The 19,591-nt window shown below is 61.5% G+C and carries 21 protein-coding genes; 11 read left to right on the top strand and 10 right to left on the bottom strand.

What is annotated here, in order from left to right; translation table 11 throughout:
• Window positions 1–41: 41 nt before the first annotated feature.
• From ACTRWK_RS05245 to pcaF, 8 genes are read right to left on the bottom strand one after another with little or no spacing between them, the layout of a single operon-like run.
• On the bottom strand, window positions 42–812 hold the full coding sequence (locus tag ACTRWK_RS05245) for a PaaX family transcriptional regulator C-terminal domain-containing protein (protein ID WP_037942547.1): 771 nt from the start codon (window positions 810–812) through the stop codon (window positions 42–44).
• Window positions 802–2,826, bottom strand: coding sequence for a phenylacetic acid degradation bifunctional protein PaaZ (gene paaZ, locus ACTRWK_RS05240; RefSeq protein ID WP_289081368.1), 2,025 nt, complete (start codon window positions 2,824–2,826; stop codon window positions 802–804). The genes ACTRWK_RS05245 and paaZ overlap by 11 nt, the downstream gene beginning before the upstream one ends.
• 10 nt (window positions 2,827–2,836) lie before the next feature.
• Window positions 2,837–3,901 carry a 2Fe-2S iron-sulfur cluster-binding protein gene (locus ACTRWK_RS05235; protein WP_462843813.1) on the bottom strand — a complete coding sequence of 355 codons (1,065 nt, stop codon included), beginning with the start codon at window positions 3,899–3,901 and terminating at the stop codon, window positions 2,837–2,839.
• Between the two features lie 3 nt (window positions 3,902–3,904).
• Entirely contained in the window at window positions 3,905–4,372 is a 468-nt protein-coding gene (gene paaD, locus ACTRWK_RS05230; protein ID WP_462843812.1) for a 1,2-phenylacetyl-CoA epoxidase subunit PaaD, read from the bottom strand.
• Entirely contained in the window at window positions 4,366–5,088 is a 723-nt protein-coding gene (gene paaC, locus ACTRWK_RS05225) for a 1,2-phenylacetyl-CoA epoxidase subunit PaaC (protein WP_462843827.1), read from the bottom strand. Before paaC ends, paaD begins: the two co-directional genes overlap by 7 nt.
• A 53-nt stretch (window positions 5,089–5,141) precedes the next feature.
• On the bottom strand, window positions 5,142–5,486 hold the full coding sequence (gene paaB / locus ACTRWK_RS05220; protein WP_005850550.1) for a 1,2-phenylacetyl-CoA epoxidase subunit PaaB: 345 nt from the start codon (window positions 5,484–5,486) through the stop codon (window positions 5,142–5,144).
• 5 nt (window positions 5,487–5,491) lie between these two features.
• Window positions 5,492–6,484 carry a 1,2-phenylacetyl-CoA epoxidase subunit PaaA gene (gene paaA / locus ACTRWK_RS05215; protein ID WP_009825611.1) on the bottom strand — a complete coding sequence of 331 codons (993 nt, stop codon included), beginning with the start codon at window positions 6,482–6,484 and terminating at the stop codon, window positions 5,492–5,494.
• Between the two features lie 30 nt (window positions 6,485–6,514).
• Window positions 6,515–7,717 (bottom strand): 3-oxoadipyl-CoA thiolase, encoded by a 1,203-nt coding sequence (gene pcaF, locus ACTRWK_RS05210; protein ID WP_037965533.1) that lies wholly within the window; start codon window positions 7,715–7,717, stop codon window positions 6,515–6,517.
• A gap of 252 nt (window positions 7,718–7,969) precedes the next feature.
• Between pcaF and serB the strand changes: the two genes are divergently transcribed.
• Entirely contained in the window at window positions 7,970–8,845 is an 876-nt protein-coding gene (serB, locus tag ACTRWK_RS05205) for a phosphoserine phosphatase SerB (protein WP_005850546.1), read from the top strand.
• Window positions 8,846–8,907: 62 nt separating this feature from the next.
• Here serB and ACTRWK_RS05200 read toward each other — a convergent pair whose 3' ends face one another.
• Window positions 8,908–9,888, bottom strand: a complete 981-nt coding sequence (locus ACTRWK_RS05200) for an asparaginase (RefSeq protein ID WP_289081365.1) — start codon at window positions 9,886–9,888, stop codon at window positions 8,908–8,910.
• Window positions 9,889–10,067: 179 nt separating this feature from the next.
• Between ACTRWK_RS05200 and ACTRWK_RS05195 the strand changes: the two genes are divergently transcribed.
• From ACTRWK_RS05195 to ACTRWK_RS05185, 3 genes are all read left to right on the top strand, one after another.
• Window positions 10,068–10,598 carry an invasion associated locus B family protein gene (locus ACTRWK_RS05195; protein WP_005850544.1) on the top strand — a complete coding sequence of 177 codons (531 nt, stop codon included), beginning with the start codon at window positions 10,068–10,070 and terminating at the stop codon, window positions 10,596–10,598.
• 192 nt (window positions 10,599–10,790) lie between these two features.
• Window positions 10,791–11,966, top strand: coding sequence for a dual-specificity RNA methyltransferase RlmN (rlmN, locus tag ACTRWK_RS05190; protein WP_037942562.1), 1,176 nt, complete (start codon window positions 10,791–10,793; stop codon window positions 11,964–11,966).
• A 190-nt stretch (window positions 11,967–12,156) separates the two neighbouring features.
• Window positions 12,157–12,369 carry a hypothetical protein gene (locus ACTRWK_RS05185; RefSeq protein WP_005850541.1) on the top strand — a complete coding sequence of 71 codons (213 nt, stop codon included), beginning with the start codon at window positions 12,157–12,159 and terminating at the stop codon, window positions 12,367–12,369.
• Between the two features lie 15 nt (window positions 12,370–12,384).
• Here ACTRWK_RS05185 and ACTRWK_RS05180 read toward each other — a convergent pair whose 3' ends face one another.
• Window positions 12,385–13,236, bottom strand: a complete 852-nt coding sequence (locus ACTRWK_RS05180; RefSeq protein WP_168593084.1) for an LOG family protein — start codon at window positions 13,234–13,236, stop codon at window positions 12,385–12,387.
• Between the two features lie 152 nt (window positions 13,237–13,388).
• Here ACTRWK_RS05180 and dapD point away from each other — a divergent pair, with 152 nt between their 5' ends.
• The 7 genes from dapD (at window position 13,389) to rnr (ending at window position 19,518) form a co-directional block, all read left to right on the top strand.
• The gene (dapD, locus tag ACTRWK_RS05175) at window positions 13,389–14,216 is read left to right on the top strand and encodes a 2,3,4,5-tetrahydropyridine-2,6-dicarboxylate N-succinyltransferase (protein WP_005850539.1); all 828 of its coding nucleotides are present in this window, start codon (window positions 13,389–13,391) and stop codon (window positions 14,214–14,216) included.
• A gap of 61 nt (window positions 14,217–14,277) precedes the next feature.
• On the top strand, window positions 14,278–14,532 hold the full coding sequence (locus ACTRWK_RS05170; RefSeq protein WP_005850538.1) for a GlsB/YeaQ/YmgE family stress response membrane protein: 255 nt from the start codon (window positions 14,278–14,280) through the stop codon (window positions 14,530–14,532).
• A 61-nt stretch (window positions 14,533–14,593) separates the two neighbouring features.
• Window positions 14,594–14,932, top strand: coding sequence for a hypothetical protein (locus ACTRWK_RS05165; protein WP_005850537.1), 339 nt, complete (start codon window positions 14,594–14,596; stop codon window positions 14,930–14,932).
• A gap of 139 nt (window positions 14,933–15,071) precedes the next feature.
• Window positions 15,072–16,217: a succinyl-diaminopimelate desuccinylase gene (gene dapE, locus ACTRWK_RS05160; RefSeq protein ID WP_289081364.1), complete on the top strand. Its 1,146-nt coding sequence runs from the start codon at window positions 15,072–15,074 to the stop codon at window positions 16,215–16,217.
• Complete coding sequence (locus ACTRWK_RS05155) at window positions 16,214–16,636, top strand: GNAT family N-acetyltransferase (RefSeq protein WP_289081363.1); 423 nt, start codon at window positions 16,214–16,216, stop codon at window positions 16,634–16,636. The genes dapE and ACTRWK_RS05155 overlap by 4 nt, the downstream gene beginning before the upstream one ends.
• Entirely contained in the window at window positions 16,633–17,235 is a 603-nt protein-coding gene (locus tag ACTRWK_RS05150) for a TIGR04282 family arsenosugar biosynthesis glycosyltransferase (RefSeq protein WP_289081362.1), read from the top strand. Before ACTRWK_RS05155 ends, ACTRWK_RS05150 begins: the two co-directional genes overlap by 4 nt.
• A 3-nt stretch (window positions 17,236–17,238) precedes the next feature.
• Window positions 17,239–19,518 (top strand): ribonuclease R, encoded by a 2,280-nt coding sequence (gene rnr, locus ACTRWK_RS05145; RefSeq protein ID WP_289081361.1) that lies wholly within the window; start codon window positions 17,239–17,241, stop codon window positions 19,516–19,518.
• Window positions 19,519–19,591 lie beyond the last annotated feature (73 nt).

The following is a 19,591-nucleotide window of genomic DNA, read 5'->3' as shown; positions in this document are numbered from 1 at the left end:
CCGACGGCGCGCGTTGGGAAAGCATCGCTTTCTGCGCGGCCTCAGGCGGTGGCGATTTCCGGCAGGTCGGGGCGTGGATAGGCCGCGAGCAGGGCAGCAACCCTTTGATGCGCGACCAGACCGGCCCAATCATCGCGGATCAGCGGACGCGGCAGCGCGGGGTGCTTCAGCGCAAGGCGGCGCCAATTATGCACGATCAGGCAGCGCAGGGTCGCAATTTGCAACGGCGTTAGCGTGTCGGCACCAGCAAGATCGCGCGCGACATGGTGCAAGGCGTCTGACAGCTGCGCATAGCTTTCGGCAAGGGAGGCAGGCTCTAGCTGGCGTTTCATCCAGTCGGGGGCAGCCTGACCGGGCAGCGTGGCGGCATCTTTCGGCACAGGCAGGGCGGCGTCCCCGACATATAGGCGCGGCATCAACGTGGTGAACCCCGCCTTTTCCAGCGGGCCGGTCTCGGCGTCATCTGTCACGACCATTAGCCAGTGCTCGGGCAGATCGTCAGGCGTGGCGTAGATCCGGCCACTGGCCGCCTGACTTTGGGCGCGGCCTTGGGGTGTCAGGCTGTGATGGCTGATCCGCCCGTGTTTCTCGGACGCGATCCATTTGTCCTTGCGCAAACGATGCAGAGCCACGCGCGCGGCCTCGGGACGGACGTCCATCGCCGACATGATCGCCGACAGCACCGGCCCGCCGATGATCTGCCCTTCCTGTCGGGCCAGATCACCAAAGAGACTGATCATCAAAGACCAGACGCGCTGGCCGCCAAGGTCTTTCAGTGGGGCGATCGCAAGGTCAAAGTCGTCAATAGGCATTCATCGTCAGCAATTCATACTCGGCCACGGCGGCATCATCCTGATTGGTCAGGGTCACGTGCCAGCGTACCTCACCGTATTCGTCATTGCGAGGCGTCTTTGCCTTGACGCTAAGCCGGACCTTGATGCTGTCGCCCGCCTGCACCGGTGCCATAAAGCGCAGGTTGTCCAGCCCGGTATTCGCCAGCACAGGGCCGGGGTCAGGCTGCACGAACAGCCCTGCGGCAAAGCTCAGCAACAGATAGCCATGGGCAACACGGCCCGGAAAGAACGGGTTCGCCTTGGCGGCGGCGTCATCCATATGCGCGTAAAACGTATCACCGGTGAAATTGGCGAACGTCTCGATATCCTCCAGCAACACGGTGCGGCTGGCAGAATTGAAAGTCTCGCCCAAATCCAGCGCGCCAAAGCGGCGGGTGAACGGGTGGTCGCGGTCCGAAATCTCGGTCGCGCCGGGCACCCATTGCTTGCCGATGGCGGTCAGAATATCGGGGCTGCCCTGAATGGCGGTGCGCTGCATATAGTGCATGACGCCGCGCACGCCGCCCAGTTCCTCGCCGCCGCCTGCGCGCCCCGGACCCCCGTGGACCATATGGGGCAGGGGGGCACCGTGGCCCGTCGCCTCGGCCATCGAGTCGCGGTTGTTGAAATAGAGCCGCCCGTGAAACGCGCCTGCGCCCATCACCATGTTGCGTGCGGTCTCGCCGTCGCGGGTGATGATGGATGCGACCAGTGACCCTTTGCCTTTGTTCAGCAGCGCGATGGCGTGATCGGTGTCGCGGTAAGGCATGATGGTGGACACAGGGCCAAAAGCCTCGGTGTCGTGCACATGCGTGGCGGCATCGGGATCGGCGCAGTGGAACAGCATCGGCGGGACAAAGGCCCCTTTCTGGGCATCCGCCCCCTCGACCGCAAAGGCATCGGGGTCGCCAAAGACACGCGTCGCCTCTGACCCGATCAGGGCGGCTTTCTCGAGCACGTCGCGGCGCTGCGATTGCGAAACAAGCGCGCCCATTTTGGTGCCTTCAAGACGGGGATCGCCGATGGTGACTTTGGCCAGCCGGTCCGACAGCGCGGCGATCAGCGCATCCACATGGGGTTGCGGTACCATGATCCGGCGGATGGCGGTGCATTTCTGCCCCGCCTTGGCCGTCATCTCGCGCTGGACCTCTTTCACAAACAGATCAAACTCGGGCGTGCCGGGGCCCGCATCAGACCCTAACACAGAGGCATTGAGGCTATCCTGTTCAGACGCGAACCGGACGGAGCGTTCGACCAACACAGGATTGCTGCGCAGTTTCAGCGCGGTTTCGGCAGAGCCGGTAAAGCTGACGACATCCTGACAATCGAGGTGGTCCAGCATAACGCCCAAGCCCCCCGTCACCAACTGTATCGCGCCGTCTGGCAGAATGCCGGATTGGATCATCAGGCGGAAACAGGCCTCGGTCACCTGACAGGTGGCGGTGGCGGGTTTGACGATGGCAGGCACCCCGGCCAGCAGCGTCGGGGCGAGCTTTTCCAACATGCCCCAAACGGGGAAGTTGAAAGCGTTGATATGCACTGCAACGCCCTGCAACGGCGTGCAGATGTGGCGGCCCATGAACTGACCCGCGCGGCCCAGCTGTTCGGCGGGACCATCAAGATAGACCTGATCATCCGGCATCTCGCGGCGACCTTTGGCGGCGTAGACCTGCATCGTGCCGATCCCGCCATCCACATCGATCATGTGGTCAGCCTGCGTGCCACCTGTGTCGAACGACAGCTCGTATAGGCTCTGTTTATGGTCATTGAGATACAGCGCGACGGCCTTGAGCATCCGGGCACGGTCGTGAAATGTGAGCTTGCGCAGGGCAGGGCCGCCGATGTCACGGGCATAGGCCAGCATCGTCTGAACCTGCAGCGCGTCATTGCCGGCTTGGGCGATCACATCGCCGGTGATAGCACTTGCGATGTTGCGTGCACCGGCGCCGGGGTTGATCCATTGTCCGGCGGCAAAGCTTTGGATATCGCGCATATTGGGCCCCTTAGTGATGGTCGTAGTCAATGAAAAGCGTGTCGCTCAGCGGATAGCTTTGGCAGCTCAGCCGGTATCCGCGTTCAACTTCGTAGTCCTCAAGCGCGTGGTTCGACAGCATCTCGACCTCGCCTTCGGTGACCTTGCACATGCAGGTCGAACAGACCCCCGCCTTGCAGGCAAAGGGCGCATCAAGGTTATTCTCTAGCGCGGCATCCAGCACCGACTGCCCCTTGGCCATGGTAAAGCTGTGCTGCGCGCCGTCGATTTTCACGGTTACCTGCGTTTGCGCCTGACCTTCGCTGCGCTTGGCCATTTCCTGTTTCGCCAGACGGCCCTGTTGGCTTTCGCTGAACAGTTCGAACTTGATCTGTTCAGGCTCTAACCCGTGGGTTTTCAGGGCATCCGCGATGGCCAGCATCATCGGCTCCGGCCCGCAGATAAAGGCCATGTCCATGTCCGACACTTCGATCCAGGTCTTGAACAATTCGGCGCATTTATTCTGGTCTACACGGCCGGTGAACAGGTCGATGTCCTGGCCGCTTTCCAGCATGTGAATGACGCTCAACCGGCCCATATAGCGGTTCTTGAGATCCTCCAGCTCTTCGCGGAACATGATCGTGTTCACAGCGCGGTTGGCATAGACCAGCGTAAAGGTCGATTTGGGCTCGCGTTTCAGCACCGTCTTGAGGATCGACAGCACGGGCGTGATCCCCGACCCGCCGGCAAAGCCAAGGTAATTCCGCGCGCGATCAGGCTCTAACCCGGCGGAAAACGTGCCTTGGGGGGGCATGGCATGCAGCGTATCCCCGACCTTCAATACCTCGTTCGCAAAGGTAGAGAAGGCACCGCCATCGACCCGCTTGATCCCCACTTGCAGCACGCCGTCATCCAGACCGGCGCAAATGGAATAGTTGCGGCGCAGCTCGGTCCCGTCGAAATCCTGTTTGAAGGTCAGATACTGACCCTGCTTGAAGGCAAATGCCTTTGGGTCTTCGGGCTGCAGGGTCAAGACCACCGCGTCGCGGATGGTGCGGTGAATATCAGTCACTAATAAGGGGAGGAATTGGCTCATGGGTCAGATACACTTAAAATAATCGAAGGGTTCCAGACAGTCGGTGCAGCGCCATTGCGCCTTGCAGGGGGTCGATCCGAACTGGCTGATCTTTTCCAGATGCGTCGATTGGCACCGGGGGCAGCGTTCGGGGCCACCTGCGGGTTGGGGCGGGGCGATGCCGTAGCTTTCCAGCTTGGCGCGGCCCGCCTCGGTCATCCAGTCAGAGGTCCAGGCAGGCGAAAGTTGCCGCTTTAGAGCCAGTTTTTCGATCCCGTGCCCGCGCAATGCCGCTTCGATATCAAGGTTGATGATCGTCGTCGCGGGGCAGCCGGAGTAGGTCGGCGTCACCGTGATCTCTAGCGTGTCATCCTGCCATTGCACATCGCGGATGATCCCCAGGTCGGTCAGCGAGATTACCGGAATCTCGGGGTCCGGCACGGCGTGGAGCCAGCCCCAAACAGTCTCTAACGAAGGCTTTTCGACTACCATGTCGCATCCGGGTAGGCGCGTTGCAGCCATTGCATCTGCGTCAGCATATGCCCCAGATGTTCCGAATGGCGTTTACCGGATTTGCCGCCGCGATGCCCGAAATCGCTTTCGGGCCGTGTCAACGTGGCGGCGGTGAAGACATCGTTCACCAAAGTATCATAGGCGGCGCGCAGGGAGGCAGGATCGGGCGCGATGCCCGTCGCGACCATAGCCTCGTCCACGGCGTCCGCGACGAACATTTCCCCGACATAGGGCCACAACAGGTCCAACGCGTTCTGCATGCGGCGGTGGCTTTCCTCGGTGCCGTCGCCAAGGCCGATCACCGTGTCTGTCGCGCGCTCCAGATGGTAGGTCACCTCTTTGCTCGACTTTTCCGCGATGGCGGCGATCTGTGCATCGCTGCTTTCCATCAGGGCGGTCAGCTGCGACAGGTGCCATGCGTCAAACAGGAACTGGCGCATGATCGTCTGGCCGAAATCGCCGTTGGGCTGTTCGACCAACAACAGATTGCGGAAATCCCAGACGTCACGGTGAAAGGCAAGCCGATCCGCATCGCGACCCGCGTCTTCGACCTTACCCGCCAGATCCAGCCAAAGCGTGGTTTGGCCGATCAGGTCCAGCGCGGTATTCGCCAGCGCGATGTCTTCCTCCAGCACGGGGGCGTGGCCGCACCATTCCGAGACGCGGTGTCCCAGAACAAGGGTGTTATCCCCCATCCGGCATAAAAATTCGAACAAATCACCTTTGTTAGGGTCTATATTTGCCGTGCTCACATCGCCCCCACTTCGTCTGGAATGTCAAAGAAGGTGGGGTGGCGGTAGACTTTGTCGTTGGCGGGCTCGTACAGCGGGCCTTTTTCCTCGGGCGAGGAGGCGGCGATATGGGCGGCCTCGACGACCCAGATGCTCACGCCTTCGTTGCGGCGCGTATAAACATCGCGGGCATTCTTGATCGCCATTTCGGCGTCAGCGGCGTGAAGCGACCCGACGTGGCGATGGCTCAGCCCGTGCTGACCGCGAATGAAAATCTCGAACAGGGGCCATTCATCGGCGCGCGCCTTGCCGTGGTCGACCGCTTGGGTGCCGGGGTAGGGTTTTGCTTCTGGGCTGCTCATCTTGCTTACTCCGCTGCCAGTTTCGCGGCGCGTTTCTTCGCCGCATGTGCCATCAAACCGTCCCGCACCCACGCGCCGTCGTCCCACGCCTTGTTGCGCGCGGCGAGCCGTTCGGTATTGCAGGGGCCATTGCCCTTGAGCACGTCAAAGAATTCGTCCCAATCGGGCTGGGTAAAGTCGTAATGCCCGCGTTCCTCGTTCCATTTCAGATCGGGGTCGGGAACGGTGAGGCCCAGATACTCGGCCTGCGGGACACATTCATCGACGAACTTCTGACGCAGTTCGTCGTTGGAGTTCATCTTGATCTTCCACGCCATCGATTGCGCCGAATGGACAGAGTTTTCGTCCGACGGGCCAAACATCATCAGCGCGGGGCCCCAGAAGCGGTTGAGCGCGTCCTGCGCCATCTTGCGCTGCGCGTCTGTGCCCTTGGCCATCTTCATCATGATGTCGTAGCCCTGGCGCTGGTGGAACGATTCCTCTTTGCAGATACGCACCATCGCGCGGGCATAGGGGCCGTAGGATGTGCGTTGCAACGGCACTTGGTTCATGATCGCGGCCCCATCCACGAGCCAGCCGACAGCCCCCATATCGGCCCATGTCAGGGTCGGATAATTGAAGATAGAGCTGTATTTCATTTTGCCCGACAGAAGGTCGCGGGTCAGCTGGTCACGGCTGACCCCCAGTGTTTCGGCAGCACAATAGAGATACAGACCGTGGCCTGCCTCGTCCTGCACCTTGGCGAGCAGGATCGCCTTACGCTCCAACGTCGGGGCGCGGGTGATCCAGTTGCCTTCTGGCAACTGGCCCACGATTTCCGAATGCGCGTGCTGGCCGATCTGCCGGATCAGGTTCTTGCGATACCCCTCCGGCATCCAGTCTTTCGGTTCGATCTTGCCGCCCGCATTTATCCGTTCCTGAAAGGCGCGTTCCTGCGGATCCATCTCTTCGAGAGATTTGACACCTTGGCCGGTGGATTTGATCATCTGTGCATACATCGTTCAGATCCTTTCAGGGGGATAATTGCGTTAAGCGCGTTCGAGGATGATGGCGACGCCTTGGCCGACGCCGACACACATGGTGCACAGCGCATAGCGGCCGCCTGTGCGTTTCAACTGCAGGGCTGCGGTCATGACCAGACGGGCACCGGACATCCCCAACGGGTGACCGATGGCAATCGCGCCGCCGTTGGCATTCACATGAGGCGCATCATCCGCCACGCCAAGCGCGCGCAATGTGGCGATCCCTTGCGACGCGAATGCTTCGTTCAGTTCGATCACATCCATCTGGTCGATGGTCAGACCTGCGCGGGCCAGAACTTTCTGACTGGCAGGAACAGGGCCGATGCCCATGACGCGCGGCTCAACACCGGCGGCAGAGATACCGACGACGCGTGCAATCGGGGTCAACCCGTGCTGCGACGCCGCCGCCTCAGAGGCCATCAGCATCGCCGCCGCGCCGTCGTTGACGCCAGAAGCATTGCCCGCGGTCACGGTCAGGTCGGGGCCGTTGATCGGGCGTAGCTTGGTCAGCGCTTCAATCGTGGTGCCGGGGCGCGGGTGTTCGTCGCGGTCAAAGACAATCGGGTCGCCCTTGCGCTGCGGGATCGACACGGGGGTGATCTCGTCGGCGAAAACACCGGCCTTGTCCGCCGCTTCCCAGCGGTCCTGACTGCGCTTGGCAAAGGCGTCCTGATCTTCGCGGCTGATATCATAATCCGTAGCCACGTTATCGCCGGTTTCGGGCATGGATTCGACGCCGTATTGCGCCTTCATCTTGGGGTTCACAAAGCGCCAGCCAATGGTGGTATCATAGACAGCGTTGTTGCGCGAGAAGGCGGTTTCCGCCTTGGGCATCACGAAGGGCGCGCGAGTCATGCTTTCGACACCGCCGGCAATCGCCAGATCCATGTCGCCGGCCTTGATCGCGCGGGCCGCGACGCCGACCGCATCCATGCCAGAGGCACACAGACGGTTGATCGTTGCACCGGGCACATCGACCGGCAGGCCGGCCAGCAGGGCCGCCATACGGGCCACGTTACGATTGTCTTCGCCGGCCTGGTTGGCACAGCCAAAGATCACGTCATCGATTTTGGACCAATCCAGATCAGGATTGCGGGCCATCAGTGCGGCAATCGGTGCCGCTGCCAGATCATCGGCGCGGACCGATGACAATGCGCCGCCAAAGCGGCCGATGGGTGTGCGCTGCGCGTCACAAATAAAAGCGTCCATGAAAGTCTCCCTTGGTTGACGAGCGTAGGGATAGTCGCGATTCGACGCAACTTAAATGTTACCTGACATTTTTCAGTTTTCATATTTTGTAACATAAGGGCGGACAAGATAACGCGCAAGGAGGTCTGTTCGGGCCGCTTTGGCAAGGCGCGCAACCTTCCCCCGCAGGAGCGCTGGAACAGGGGTGGAAACCCCGTTAAAACAATGCGCAAGATGCGCCCCAGACTGATTTGACCCGAACGGACCTGACCCATGCATAGTGTGACCCTGCTAACCTCCCCTCAACGCCCGCAGCTTGAGGCGTCGCTGGTCGATGCTGTGCGCAACGCATGGGGCGGCGGGGATGCTGTCTGGCTTGCTCCGGACGAGGCGGCGGGCTTTGACATGAAGCGGATGCCGGGCAATCGCTGGGATGTCTGGGCCGAATGTCAGGGGATGGGGGTCGATCTGGTGATCACCCCGTCGGAAGGCCGCCGCAAGAAGATGCTGCTGGCGGACATGGACAGCACCATGATCCAGCAGGAGTGTATCGACGAGCTGGCAGATGAAGCCGGGGTCGGGGACCGCGTCAAAGATATCACCGCCCGCGCCATGAACGGAGAGCTTGATTTCAACGCTGCCCTGCGCGAACGGGTTGGTCTGTTAAAGGGGCTGGACGAGGCGGTGATCACCCGCGTGCTGGCCGAACGGATCACCCATATGCCCGGCGGCAAGACCCTGATCGCCACGATGAAGGCAAATGGGGCCTATGCGGCGCTTGTGTCGGGCGGTTTCACGGCGTTCACCGCCGCCGTGGCAGAGGCGCTTGGCTTTGACGAGAACCGCGCGAATACGCTGATCGCATCGGATGGCGTGCTGACGGGCGACGTTGGCGTGCCGATATTGGGCAAACAGGCCAAGGTCGATGCGCTGGAACAGATCACCGCGCGCCTGGGGCTGTCAGAGGATGACGTGATTGCCGTGGGAGACGGGGCAAACGATCTGGGCATGCTGGCGCGCGCGGGCATGGGGGTGGCGCTGCACGCCAAGCCCGCCGTGGCGGCGGAATGTGACGTGCGGATCAACTTTGGCGACCTGACGGCGCTGCTTTATGTGCAGGGGTACGCCAAGGACGAATTCGTCATCTAGGCGCGCAAACTGCATGGGGCGCTGCCCCATACCCCGGGATTTTTAACCATTTGGAAACGACGTTACGCAAAGCCAGCGGCAGGTTTGAGCGTGCCCGTGATGATGCCGCGCCGGTTTTCTATCGGGGCATTGCGGTATTTCAACGCTTCGGGGTGGTTCGGATCGAGCGCGCCGAGTTTGACCAGGATCGAGGTGATCGCGCATTCGGCCGCGCGTTTGGTGCCACAGGCCGCCTTGAGAGCCACGCCGATGTTCTGATCCGGCAGGATCGCGATGAAGAACCCCTCGGCCCCGGTTTTGAGCGCGACCTTGCCGTTCATCGCGCGCATCAGATTGGTGCAGGCGCGGGTCTCGCCGGCGACAAGGTCGGGGTGCAGGCGCATGGCCTGATGCAGCCGCGCCTCGGCCGACCCATCGGGAGCAGCGGCGAAATGCGCCATCGCTCGGGCCATACCATGTAGCGTAGTTGCAAAATTCGGGACAGAGCAGCCGTCGATCCCGAAGCCGGGCGAGGTGGTGCCGGTCACACGCTCGAACGCCTCGAGACAGGCGCGTTGCACCGGGTGGTCCGGCTTTTCGTAATCCGCACTGCCGCCCATATGGGTGTTTACGGTCAGGAACCCTGCGTGTTTGCCGGAACATTCATGGTGGATCTGGCAAGGCTGCGTGCCGGAACACACCAGCGCATTGCGCGCGGCCTCGTCACCGGGAACTGCCGTGCCGCAGCGAAAGGCGCTGTCGTCCAGCCCCAACGTCTTGAGCCAGTCAGAGATGATGCCCACATGCAAATCCGCCGCCTGATGGGACGCGCAGGCCAGCGCCAGATGTTGGGGCCCAAGGCCATAGGCATCGGCGGCACCGGACTGGATCAGGGGCAGCGCCTGGATCATCTTGGCAGAGGAGCGCGGCAGGATCACCGTGTCGGGATCGCCCCAAGCCTGCAGGATCTGACCGCTGCTATCACAGACCACCGCATGACCCGAATGCACGCTTTCCAGAAACGGACCACGCCAGATTTCAGCAAAGGGGGCTGCTTGGGTCATGAATTATCCTTTTCGTTGGCGAATTCCTGCCAATCAGGGTTTCGTGTGTCGCCTGTTTGCCGTTATTATGCTTGTTGACGAGAGAAATACAGTTCCTTTGATCAAGAGCGCCTCCCGAAGGGCTGCCATTGGGGAATTGTTGTGATGTTGAGGTTAATGGCGGCTGGAGGCCCAGGTAGATGATGAACTTTAGGACGATTGGTTTTGCGGCGGCGCTGGCGGGTCTGAGCGCAGGCAGCGTTTTCGCGCAAGCGCAAAGCACGAACCGCGTGGCAGCAGAGACGGACTGGAGCGTATTCGTCGAAGACAACCCGACCGAATGCTGGGGCGTGTCCACGCCGAAAGAATCCGTAAACTCCCGTGATGGTCGCGTTGTGGCGGTGAACCGTGGCCAGACCCTGCTGATGGTCTTTTACCGTCCAAGCGCGGGGGCCAAGGGGCAGGTGGCCTTTACCGGCGGCTATCCCTTTGCTTCGGGGTCGACGGTCAACATGAACATCGGCGGCACCACGTTCGAGCTGTTCACCGAAGGCGAATGGGCTTGGCCTGCGACCACCGAGGACGACAACAAGATCATCGCCGCGATGAAACGTGGCGCGGATGCCAAGCTGACGGGCCGTTCCGGGCGTGGGACGCAGACCGAGGACACGTTCTCGCTTCTGGGGTTCACAGCTGCGGTTGAAGATGCGGCCAAACGCTGCGGCGGCTAGGTTTTTCCGCCTGAACTGATCGCAAAGCCCTGCCATTGGCGGGGCTTTTTCACACCAAGGGTTTGGTCGATAAATCGGCCATGACGGGCGAAGCTATGCACTCAGCCCGGCCCAGCAATGCGGCGTTTCCTTTTGATTTAGGGAAAAATCCCTATATAGAGCGCTCAAACCCCTGCACACCGGAGAATCCCCATGTCTGCGACCGCGCCGATTACTCAAGATGTCATGACCATTCCGCGTAAGCAGGCGGAGGGGCCGGTGAACCTTGTCGGGTTGACCCGTGATGCCATGCGCGCCGCGTTGATCGCGGAAGGCACGCCGGAGAAACAGGCGAAGATGCGTGTGGGGCAGATCTGGCAGTGGATCTATCAATGGGGCACCCGCGATTTTGCCGATATGACCAACCTATCGAAAGCCTTCCGTGCCGAGCTGGCCGAGAAGTTCGTGATCGAGGTGCCCGAGGTCGTGACCAAACAGGTGTCCGAAGACGGCACGCGCAAATATCTGGTGCGCATCGCGGGCGGTCATGAGGTCGAGGTGGTGTATATCCCCGAAGAGGGGCGCGGCACCTTGTGCGTCAGCTCTCAGGTCGGCTGCACGTTGACCTGTTCCTTCTGTCACACTGGCACGCAAAAGCTGGTGCGCAACCTGACCGCGGCCGAGATTATCGGGCAGGTGATGGTGGCGCGGGATGATCTGGGCGAATGGCCCGTGCCCGGTACGCTGACCGATGCGCCGCGGCTGTTGTCCAACATCGTACTGATGGGCATGGGCGAGCCGCTGTATAACTTCGAGAATGTGCGCGACGCGATGAAGATCGCGATGGACCCCGAGGGGATCCAGCTGTCGCGCCGCCGGATCACCTTGTCGACCTCCGGTGTTGTGCCAGAGATCGCGCGCACCGCCGAAGAGATTGGCTGCCAGCTGGCTGTATCTTTCCACGCCACCACGGACGAGGTACGCAACAAGTTGGTGCCGATCAACAAACGCTGGAACATCGCCGAGCTGATCGAGGCGCTGCGGGCCTACCCCAAGGTCAGCAACTCTGAACGGATCACGTTCGAATATGTCATGCTGGATGGTGTGAACGATTCAGACGCCGATGCGCATCGTCTGATTGAATTGATCCGCGGTATCCCCGCCAAGATCAACCTGATCCCGTTCAACGAATGGCCCGGCGCGCCGTATAAGCGGTCGTCGAACAACCGCATTCGCGCGTTCTCCGAGATCGTGTATCAGGCAGGCTACGCCTCGCCCGTGCGTAAACCGCGGGGTGAAGATATCATGGCGGCCTGCGGTCAGTTGAAATCCGCGACAGAGCGCGAACGCAAGTCCCGCAAGCAGATCGAGGCTGACGCGGGGATGTAACTGCCCTTAATTCAACGTGAAATCCACGATGCAGCCGTCCCGATTGGGGCGGCTGTTTGCATTTCAAGGCGTTTGATTGTGGCGGGGTCACCCTGAAATGACCTTGGCCCCGCCACATTTAAGCAGAAATTAAGTCATGATCGCCCAGAATATTGTTTCCATCGACAACACAATCAGGAGCGATACTGCGATGACTGTTATTATCAAGAACGACGCCTTTATCACTGCCGATGTACTGGCGCTTGTGACCCGCGAACGCGAAAGCGCCTTGTCCTACCGCGAATGGAAACATCGTCTGGCCGGCTATGGCTATGGGGTACGTGACACGGACCACGGGTCCGTTCTGGAAACGCTGCCGCATCACGTTGAGGTCTGTGTGCTTCCGGCCGATCTTTGCGCCTGATCTGACCGGAACCTTTTATTTTGAACGCCCGGGGACTTCCTTTCGGGCGGGGGCTGTATCCCAGTTCTCGATCAGCTTCATCGCCTCGTCGGCGGTTTCAACGAATTGGAACAGGTCCAGATCCTGATCAGAGATCGTGCCCGCGTCTGCCAGCGCATCCCAGTTGATGATCTTTTCCCAGAAGGCACGGCCGAACAGCAGGAACGGCACGCGGCTCATCCGGCCTGTCTGGATCAGGGTCAGCGTCTCGAACATTTCGTCCAGCGTGCCAAAGCCGCCGGGGAAGACACAGATCGCCCGCGCGCGCATCAGGAAATGCATCTTGCGGATCGCGAAGTAGTGAAAGTTAAAGCACAGCTCCGGTGTGACATATTCATTCGGGGCCTGTTCGAAGGGTAGAACGATGTTCAGCCCGATAGATTGCCCGCCGGCGTCGACGGCACCGCGGTTGCCAGCCTCCATCACGCCGGGGCCACCGCCAGTGACGATCACGTTGTCTTGCCCGTCACTCTCCATCGATTTCAGCGTCATCAGCCGCGCGAATTCGCGGGCCTCGTCATAGAAATGGGACAGATCGGCCAGTGTCTTGGTGCGGGCCTTGTCTTTATGGGCAGGGGCGGGAATACGCGCGCCGCCGAACAGGACGATGGTGGATTTCACACCATGGGCGTCCAGTTCCATCTCGGGCTTGAGCAATTCCAGTTGCAGCCGGACGGGGCGCAACTCCTGACGGCACATGAAGTCGTCATCGGTAAAGGCCAGCCGGTATGCCGGGGCGCGCGTTTGCGGCGTGTCGGGTACATCCTGCGCGGTGGCGCGGTCGTCGCCGGCCTTGCGCAAGGGGTGGCGTTTGGATTCGGTCATCATACTCTCCGGTCTGTGCGGGCGACGGGCGCCCTTTGCTGCAACATGCCTGCCTTTGCCGCAAATGACCACGCCATCCGACGTCATTGCACCACAGCCCCGACGACTGTATAGCCAAGCGCAACATTTGACCCTCATTCGCCGGAGCTACACCCATGTCGAACGCCCAACTTGAAACCGCCATCGAAGCCGCCTGGGACGCCCGTGACACGATCACTTCGGCCACCACCGGCGAAACACGTGACGCGATCGAAGACACGCTGGCCGCGCTGGACAGCGGCAAGCTGCGCGTTGCCGAAAAGATGGAGAACGGCGACTGGCATGTGAACCAATGGGCCAAGAAAGCGGTCCTGCTGGGCTTCCGTATCAAGGATATGGAACAGCAAGACGGCGGCCCGCAGGGCAGCGGCTGGTGGGACAAGGTCGATAGCAAGTTCAAAGGCTGGAACGACGCCGACTGGAAAGAGGCAGGCTTTCGTGCCGTGCCCAACTGTGTCGTGCGCAAATCGGCCTATATCGCGCCGGGCGTCGTGCTGATGCCGTCCTTTGTGAACATTGGTGCCTATGTCGACAGCGGCACAATGGTTGACACATGGGCGACCGTCGGGTCCTGCGCGCAGATCGGCAAGAACGTCCACCTGTCGGGTGGCGTTGGCATCGGTGGCGTGCTCGAGCCCATGCAGGCCGGCCCGACAATCATCGAAGACAACTGCTTTATCGGTGCGCGTTCCGAGGTGGTCGAAGGCTGTATCGTCCGCGAAGGCTCCGTTCTGGGGATGGGGGTCTACATCGGCCAGTCGACCAAGATCCTCGACCGTGAAACCGGCGAAGTCTTCTATGGCGAAGTGCCGGCGGGGTCGGTCGTTGTGGCGGGGTCCATGCCGTCGAAGAACGGTGTGCACCTTTATTGCGCCGTGATCGTGAAGCGCGTCGACGAAAAGACCCGCTCCAAAACCTCGATCAACGAGCTGCTGCGCGACTAAGGGAACCTTTTCACAGACCTGTGAGTTCACTCTATGAAACAAGATTTATGGAGAATTGGAAATGACAGGTCTGGGTTGGTTCGCAGCAATAATCGTCGGTGGTCTGGCCGGTTGGATCGCGGAAAAGATCATGAAGTCCGATATGGGGCTGATCATGAACATTATTCTGGGGATCATTGGCGCGATCGTTGCCAACTTCCTGCTGATGACAATCGTCGGTGCGACCTTGGGTGGCTGGATTGGTCAGCTGGTCGTCGGCGTCATCGGGGCCTGCCTGTTGATTTGGGTCACACGTTTGGTACGCGGACGTAGCTGACCCTTTTCAGACGACACAGAACACGATAGGGCTGCCGCATCTTAATGCGGTGGCCCTTTTTATGTCTGACCAGAAGAAACCCAAGAAACCGTCACGCCAGCAGGTCTATACGCTGCTAGTCGAGATTGGCCGCAAAGAGGGCGACGGCCTGCCGGACAAGGCGACGGGCGCTGCGCTGATGTGCTTTGCCTCGGGTATCGACGAAGCGGAAGCCGTGCGCGAGACGGTCGCCATCCTGAAACAGGCCGATACCAACCCGCTGGACGTGACCGGATATGGCACGATTGCGGACCGCGAGGCCGAAGGCCACGAGATTGACGAAGACGAACGGGCCTTGATGGCGCGGGCGCTGGACGAAAACTCTGTCATTATTGCGCAGATGACGCCCTTCTTCGACTAAGGTTCCTGCGCGGCTTTGCAGCGCTGGCGTGGGCTATGTGGCTCACCGCTTTGTGTATTTCCGCGCTGCCCCTTGGCTTTGGTGCATTTTCCCCACAAATGTAGGGCGACACCGCGACACACGCCGAAGGAGCCCTGATATGTCCAGCATCGATCCCGTAGACCTGACCGCCAAACTGGTGCGTTGCCCGTCGGTCACCCCCGCAGACGGGGGCGCGCAAGACGTGTTGTTCGATCTGCTGACCGAGGCGGGGTTTGACTGTGCCTGGGCGGACCGTGGCGGGATCAAGAACCTCTTTGCGCGTTGGGGCAACAAGGGTAACACCCGCAGCTTTGGCTTTAACGGTCACACCGATGTCGTGCCCATCGGGAACGAGGCCGACTGGACGATGCCGCCCTTTGGCGCAGAGATCAAAGACGGCATCATGTACGGGCGCGGCACCACCGATATGAAATCCGGTGTGGCAGCCTTTACCGCCGCGGCCATCGACTTTGTCCGCGATACGCCCCCGGATGGGTCCATCGTGCTGGCAATCACCGGCGACGAGGAAGCCGAAGGCATCGACGGCACCCGAGCTTTGCTGGATTACATGCAAGAGGCGGGCGAACGGATGGATGTTTGTCTGGTGGGGGAGCCGACATGTCCGAACAAAATGGGCGAGATGATCAAGATCGGGCGACGCGGGTCGCTGAACGCGCATTTTCGCGTGATCGGCAAACAGGGCCATGCGGCCTATCCTCACCGCGCCAATAACCCGATGCCTGCGATGATGCGGCTGATGGATCAGCTTGCCTCGCATCAGCTGGACGAGGGGACGGACCATTTCGATCCCTCCACGCTGGCGATTGTCACCGTGGATACCGGCAACCCCGCGACCAACGTGATCCCCGCTGAAACCCGCGCGACGGTGAACATCCGTTTTAACGACAAGCATTCGGGCGATAGCCTGACCACTTGGCTGGAGGAACAGGCCGCCGCGATCCGCGACAGCTTTGGCGTGCAGGTCGAGCTAAAGGTCAAGATTTCGGGCGAGAGCTTTATCACGCCACCGGGTGAGCTGTCTGATCTGGTGTCCAAAGCGGTGCAGGCAGAGACGGGGGTGACGCCCGAGCTATCCACCTCTGGCGGGACGTCGGATGCGCGGTTCATGAAGCACCATTGCCCTGTGGTTGAATTCGGGCTGGTTGGTCAGTCCATGCACGAGGTCGACGAAAACGTCGACGTGGCGCAGATCCACCAGCTCAAATCCATCTATACCCGCATCCTGAAGGACTATTTCGCATGACCGCCCATATCGCCGTGACCGAAGACCTCGCCAGCTGTCACCTGCTGCGCCGGATCGTCTTTATCGAAGAGCAGAACGTGTCGGAAGCCGATGAAATGGACGAACGCGACGATGATGCGACGCATTTCCTTGCCACCGAGGAAGAGCTGCCGATCGGATCGGCGCGGATGCATATCAAGGGTGATACGGCCAAGATCGGGCGCGTATGTGTGATCAAATCCCACCGCGGTACGGGGCTTGGCGCGGCGTTGATCCGCGCGGCGGTAGACGAGGCGCGCAAGGATCCTGCCGTGCGCTTCGTGAAGCTCGGCGCGCAGTTGCATGCTTTGGGGTTCTACGAAAAGCTGGGGTTCGTGGCGCAGGGGCCGGTCTTTGACGACGCCGGCATTGATCATCGCGAGATGGTGCTGTCGCTTTGAACCGCACGCTGGTCATCATGGTGAAAGAGCCGCTGCCGGGGCGGGTCAAGACGCGGCTTGGCCGTGATCTGGGCATGACCGCTGCCGCGTGGTGGTTCCGGCATCAGACCCGCGCGTTGATCCGCCGTGTGCAAGACCCGCGCTGGCAGGTGGTGCTGGCGGTCGCGCCGGATCGGGCGGGGCTGTCCAGCCGTGTCTGGCCCGCGCATCTACCGCGCTGGCCGCAGGGGCGCGGTGATCTAGGCGACCGTATGGGCCGTATGCTGCGTGCCGCGCCCGCGGGGCCGGTCTGTGTCATCGGGGCGGATATTCCGGGTGTGACCGCGGCGCGGGTGGCCGATGCGTTTCACGCGCTCGGGTCGCATGACGCGGTGTTCGGGCCTGCACCGGACGGGGGCTATTGGCTGGTCGGGCTGAAACGCGCCCGCCCCGTGCCGCCGCGCCTGTTTGAAAACGTCCGCTGGTCCACGGAGCATGCGCTGGCCGATACCGTCGCCACGCTGCCCGATCACCGCATCGCACAGGTCGCCACATTGCGGGACGTGGATACAATCGACGATTTGCCCATGACGAAGCGGGGTGCGCGTGCTACCTCGTGAAGCATGAGCAAAATACCTTCAAAGCCCGAGATCCTTGACTGGATCGCCGAAAACCCCACTCTGACCGCCAAGCGTGACATCGCCAAGGCGTTCGGCATCAAGGGGGCGGCCCGGATCGATCTGAAACGCGTGCTGAAAGAGCTGGAGGCCGAAGGCCATCTGGAAAAGCGCAAGCGCAGCTATCAGGACCCTGACCGCTTGCCGCCGGTGTCTGTGTTGCAGGTCACGGGGCCGGACAAGGATGGTGATCTGTTTGCCAAACCGATGGAGTGGCAGGGCGAAGGCGTGGAGCCCGTGGTGCTGGTGATCCCCCGTGCCTCTGACCCGGCCTTGGGTGCGGGCGACCGTATTCTGGCGCGGTTGACGCTGGTACAGGCGCAAGACCACCACTACGAGGCGCGGCTGATCCGCCGCATCGGGGCGAACCCGCAGCGGGTCTTGGGCATCTTCCGCAAGACCACAGAGGGCGGGCGCATTGTGCCCATCGACAAAGGGTCCGACAAGGAATGGTGGGTGCCCGGAGACGCGACCCACGGGGCCAAGGATGGCGAGCTGGTCGAGGCGGAGCAGGCCGGACCAAAGGCGCGCATGGGATCGCCACGGGCGCGTATCGTTGAACGGCTGGGGGACCCGTCGGTGCCCAAGGCTGTGTCCCTGATCGCGATCCACCAGCATGGTATCCCCGACGACTTTCCTGACGACGTGATGGCGCAGGCCGATGCCGCGAAACCAGTGGGCCTGAAAGGGCGCGAGGATCTGCGCGACCTGCCCCTGATCACCATCGACCCGTCGGACGCGCGGGACCATGATGACGCATGCTATGCCCATGCTGACGAAGACCCCAAGAACGAGGGCGGCCATGTCGTCTGGGTCGCGATTGCCGATGTGGCCGCCTATGTCACCCCCGGCTCTGCGCTGGACCGCGAGGCGCGCAAACGGGGCAATTCCACCTATTTCCCCGACCGTGTGGTGCCGATGCTGCCCGATCGTCTGTCGGGGGATTTGTGTTCGTTGCACGAAGGCGTGCCGCGGGCCTGTATCGCTGTCCGCATGGTGCTGGATGCGGCGGGCAACAAGATCGGCCATAGCTTCCATCGCGGGCTGATGCGCTCTCCCGCTTCGCTGCACTACGAAGAGGTGCAGGACGCGATTGACGGTGCCCCCAATGACCGCACCGGCCCGTTGCTGGATGCTGTGCTAAAACCGATCTACGCCGCCTATGCTGCCTTGAAAGCCGCCCGCGCCGAGCGTCAGCCGCTGGACCTTGACCTGCCCGAGCGGCGGATCGAGCTGGACAAGGACGGCACCGTGAAATCGGTGAACTTCAAGGACCGGCTGGATGCGCACCGCTTGATCGAAGAGTTCATGGTGCTGGCCAATGTCGCCGCCGCCGAAACTCTGCTGTCCAAGAAAACGCCGCTGCTGTATCGCATCCACGAAGAACCGTCTCCCGCCAAGCTGGACGCCTTGCGCGAAACCGCGCAGGCGGCGGGCTATACGCTGGCCAAGGGACAGGTGCTGCATACGCGCCATCTGAACAAGCTGCTGAACGATGCGGCGGGCACTGATGATGCCGAGCTGATCAACCTGTCGACCCTGCGGTCGATGACGCAAGCCTATTACGGGCCTGCGCATATCGGGCACTTTGGTCTGGCGCTGCGGTCCTACGCGCATTTCACCTCTCCGATCCGGCGCTATGCGGATTTGATCGTGCACCGCGCGTTGATCACTGCCCATGGCTGGGGCAATGACGGGCTAAGCCAGCATGATATCGAGGATATCGAACAGACCGGCGCGCATATCTCGGACACGGAACGCCGGTCGATGATGGCAGAGCGCGACACCACCGATCGCTATCTCGCGTCCTATCTGTCGGAACGTGTGGGCAATGAATTCTCGGGCCGCATCAGCGGCGTGGCGCGATTTGGAGCCTTTGTGAAGCTGGACGAAACCGGTGCCGACGGGCTGCTGCCCATGCGGTCGCTGGGGCGCGAGTATTTCCATTTCGACCAAGAAGCCGGCACGCTGATGGGGTCGGATACGGGCATGATCATCTCTGTCGGGCAGCGTGTCACCGTGCGCCTGTCAGAGGCGGTCCCGGTCACCGGGGGCATCGCGCTGGAGCTGTTGACGCTTGAGGGTGACGCCCTGCCCAAGGGCGGCCAAGGGGTGCGGCGCGGACGCGGTGGGCCTGCGGGCCGCACCAACCCCAAGCGCAAGGGTGTCAAAGCCAAGCGCAAGGCGGATAAGGTGAAACGCAAGGTCAAACGCACACGACGCTGACCCCAGAACGGGAACACGAGGCAGGAACAGGCAGGCAGTAACACGCACAGCGGGCAACTCCGCCTTTCTGGGC

Source organism: Sulfitobacter sp. G5_S2_6_S6 (assembly GCF_054968505.1).
This window is presented reverse-complemented; position numbering and strand designations above follow the sequence as displayed.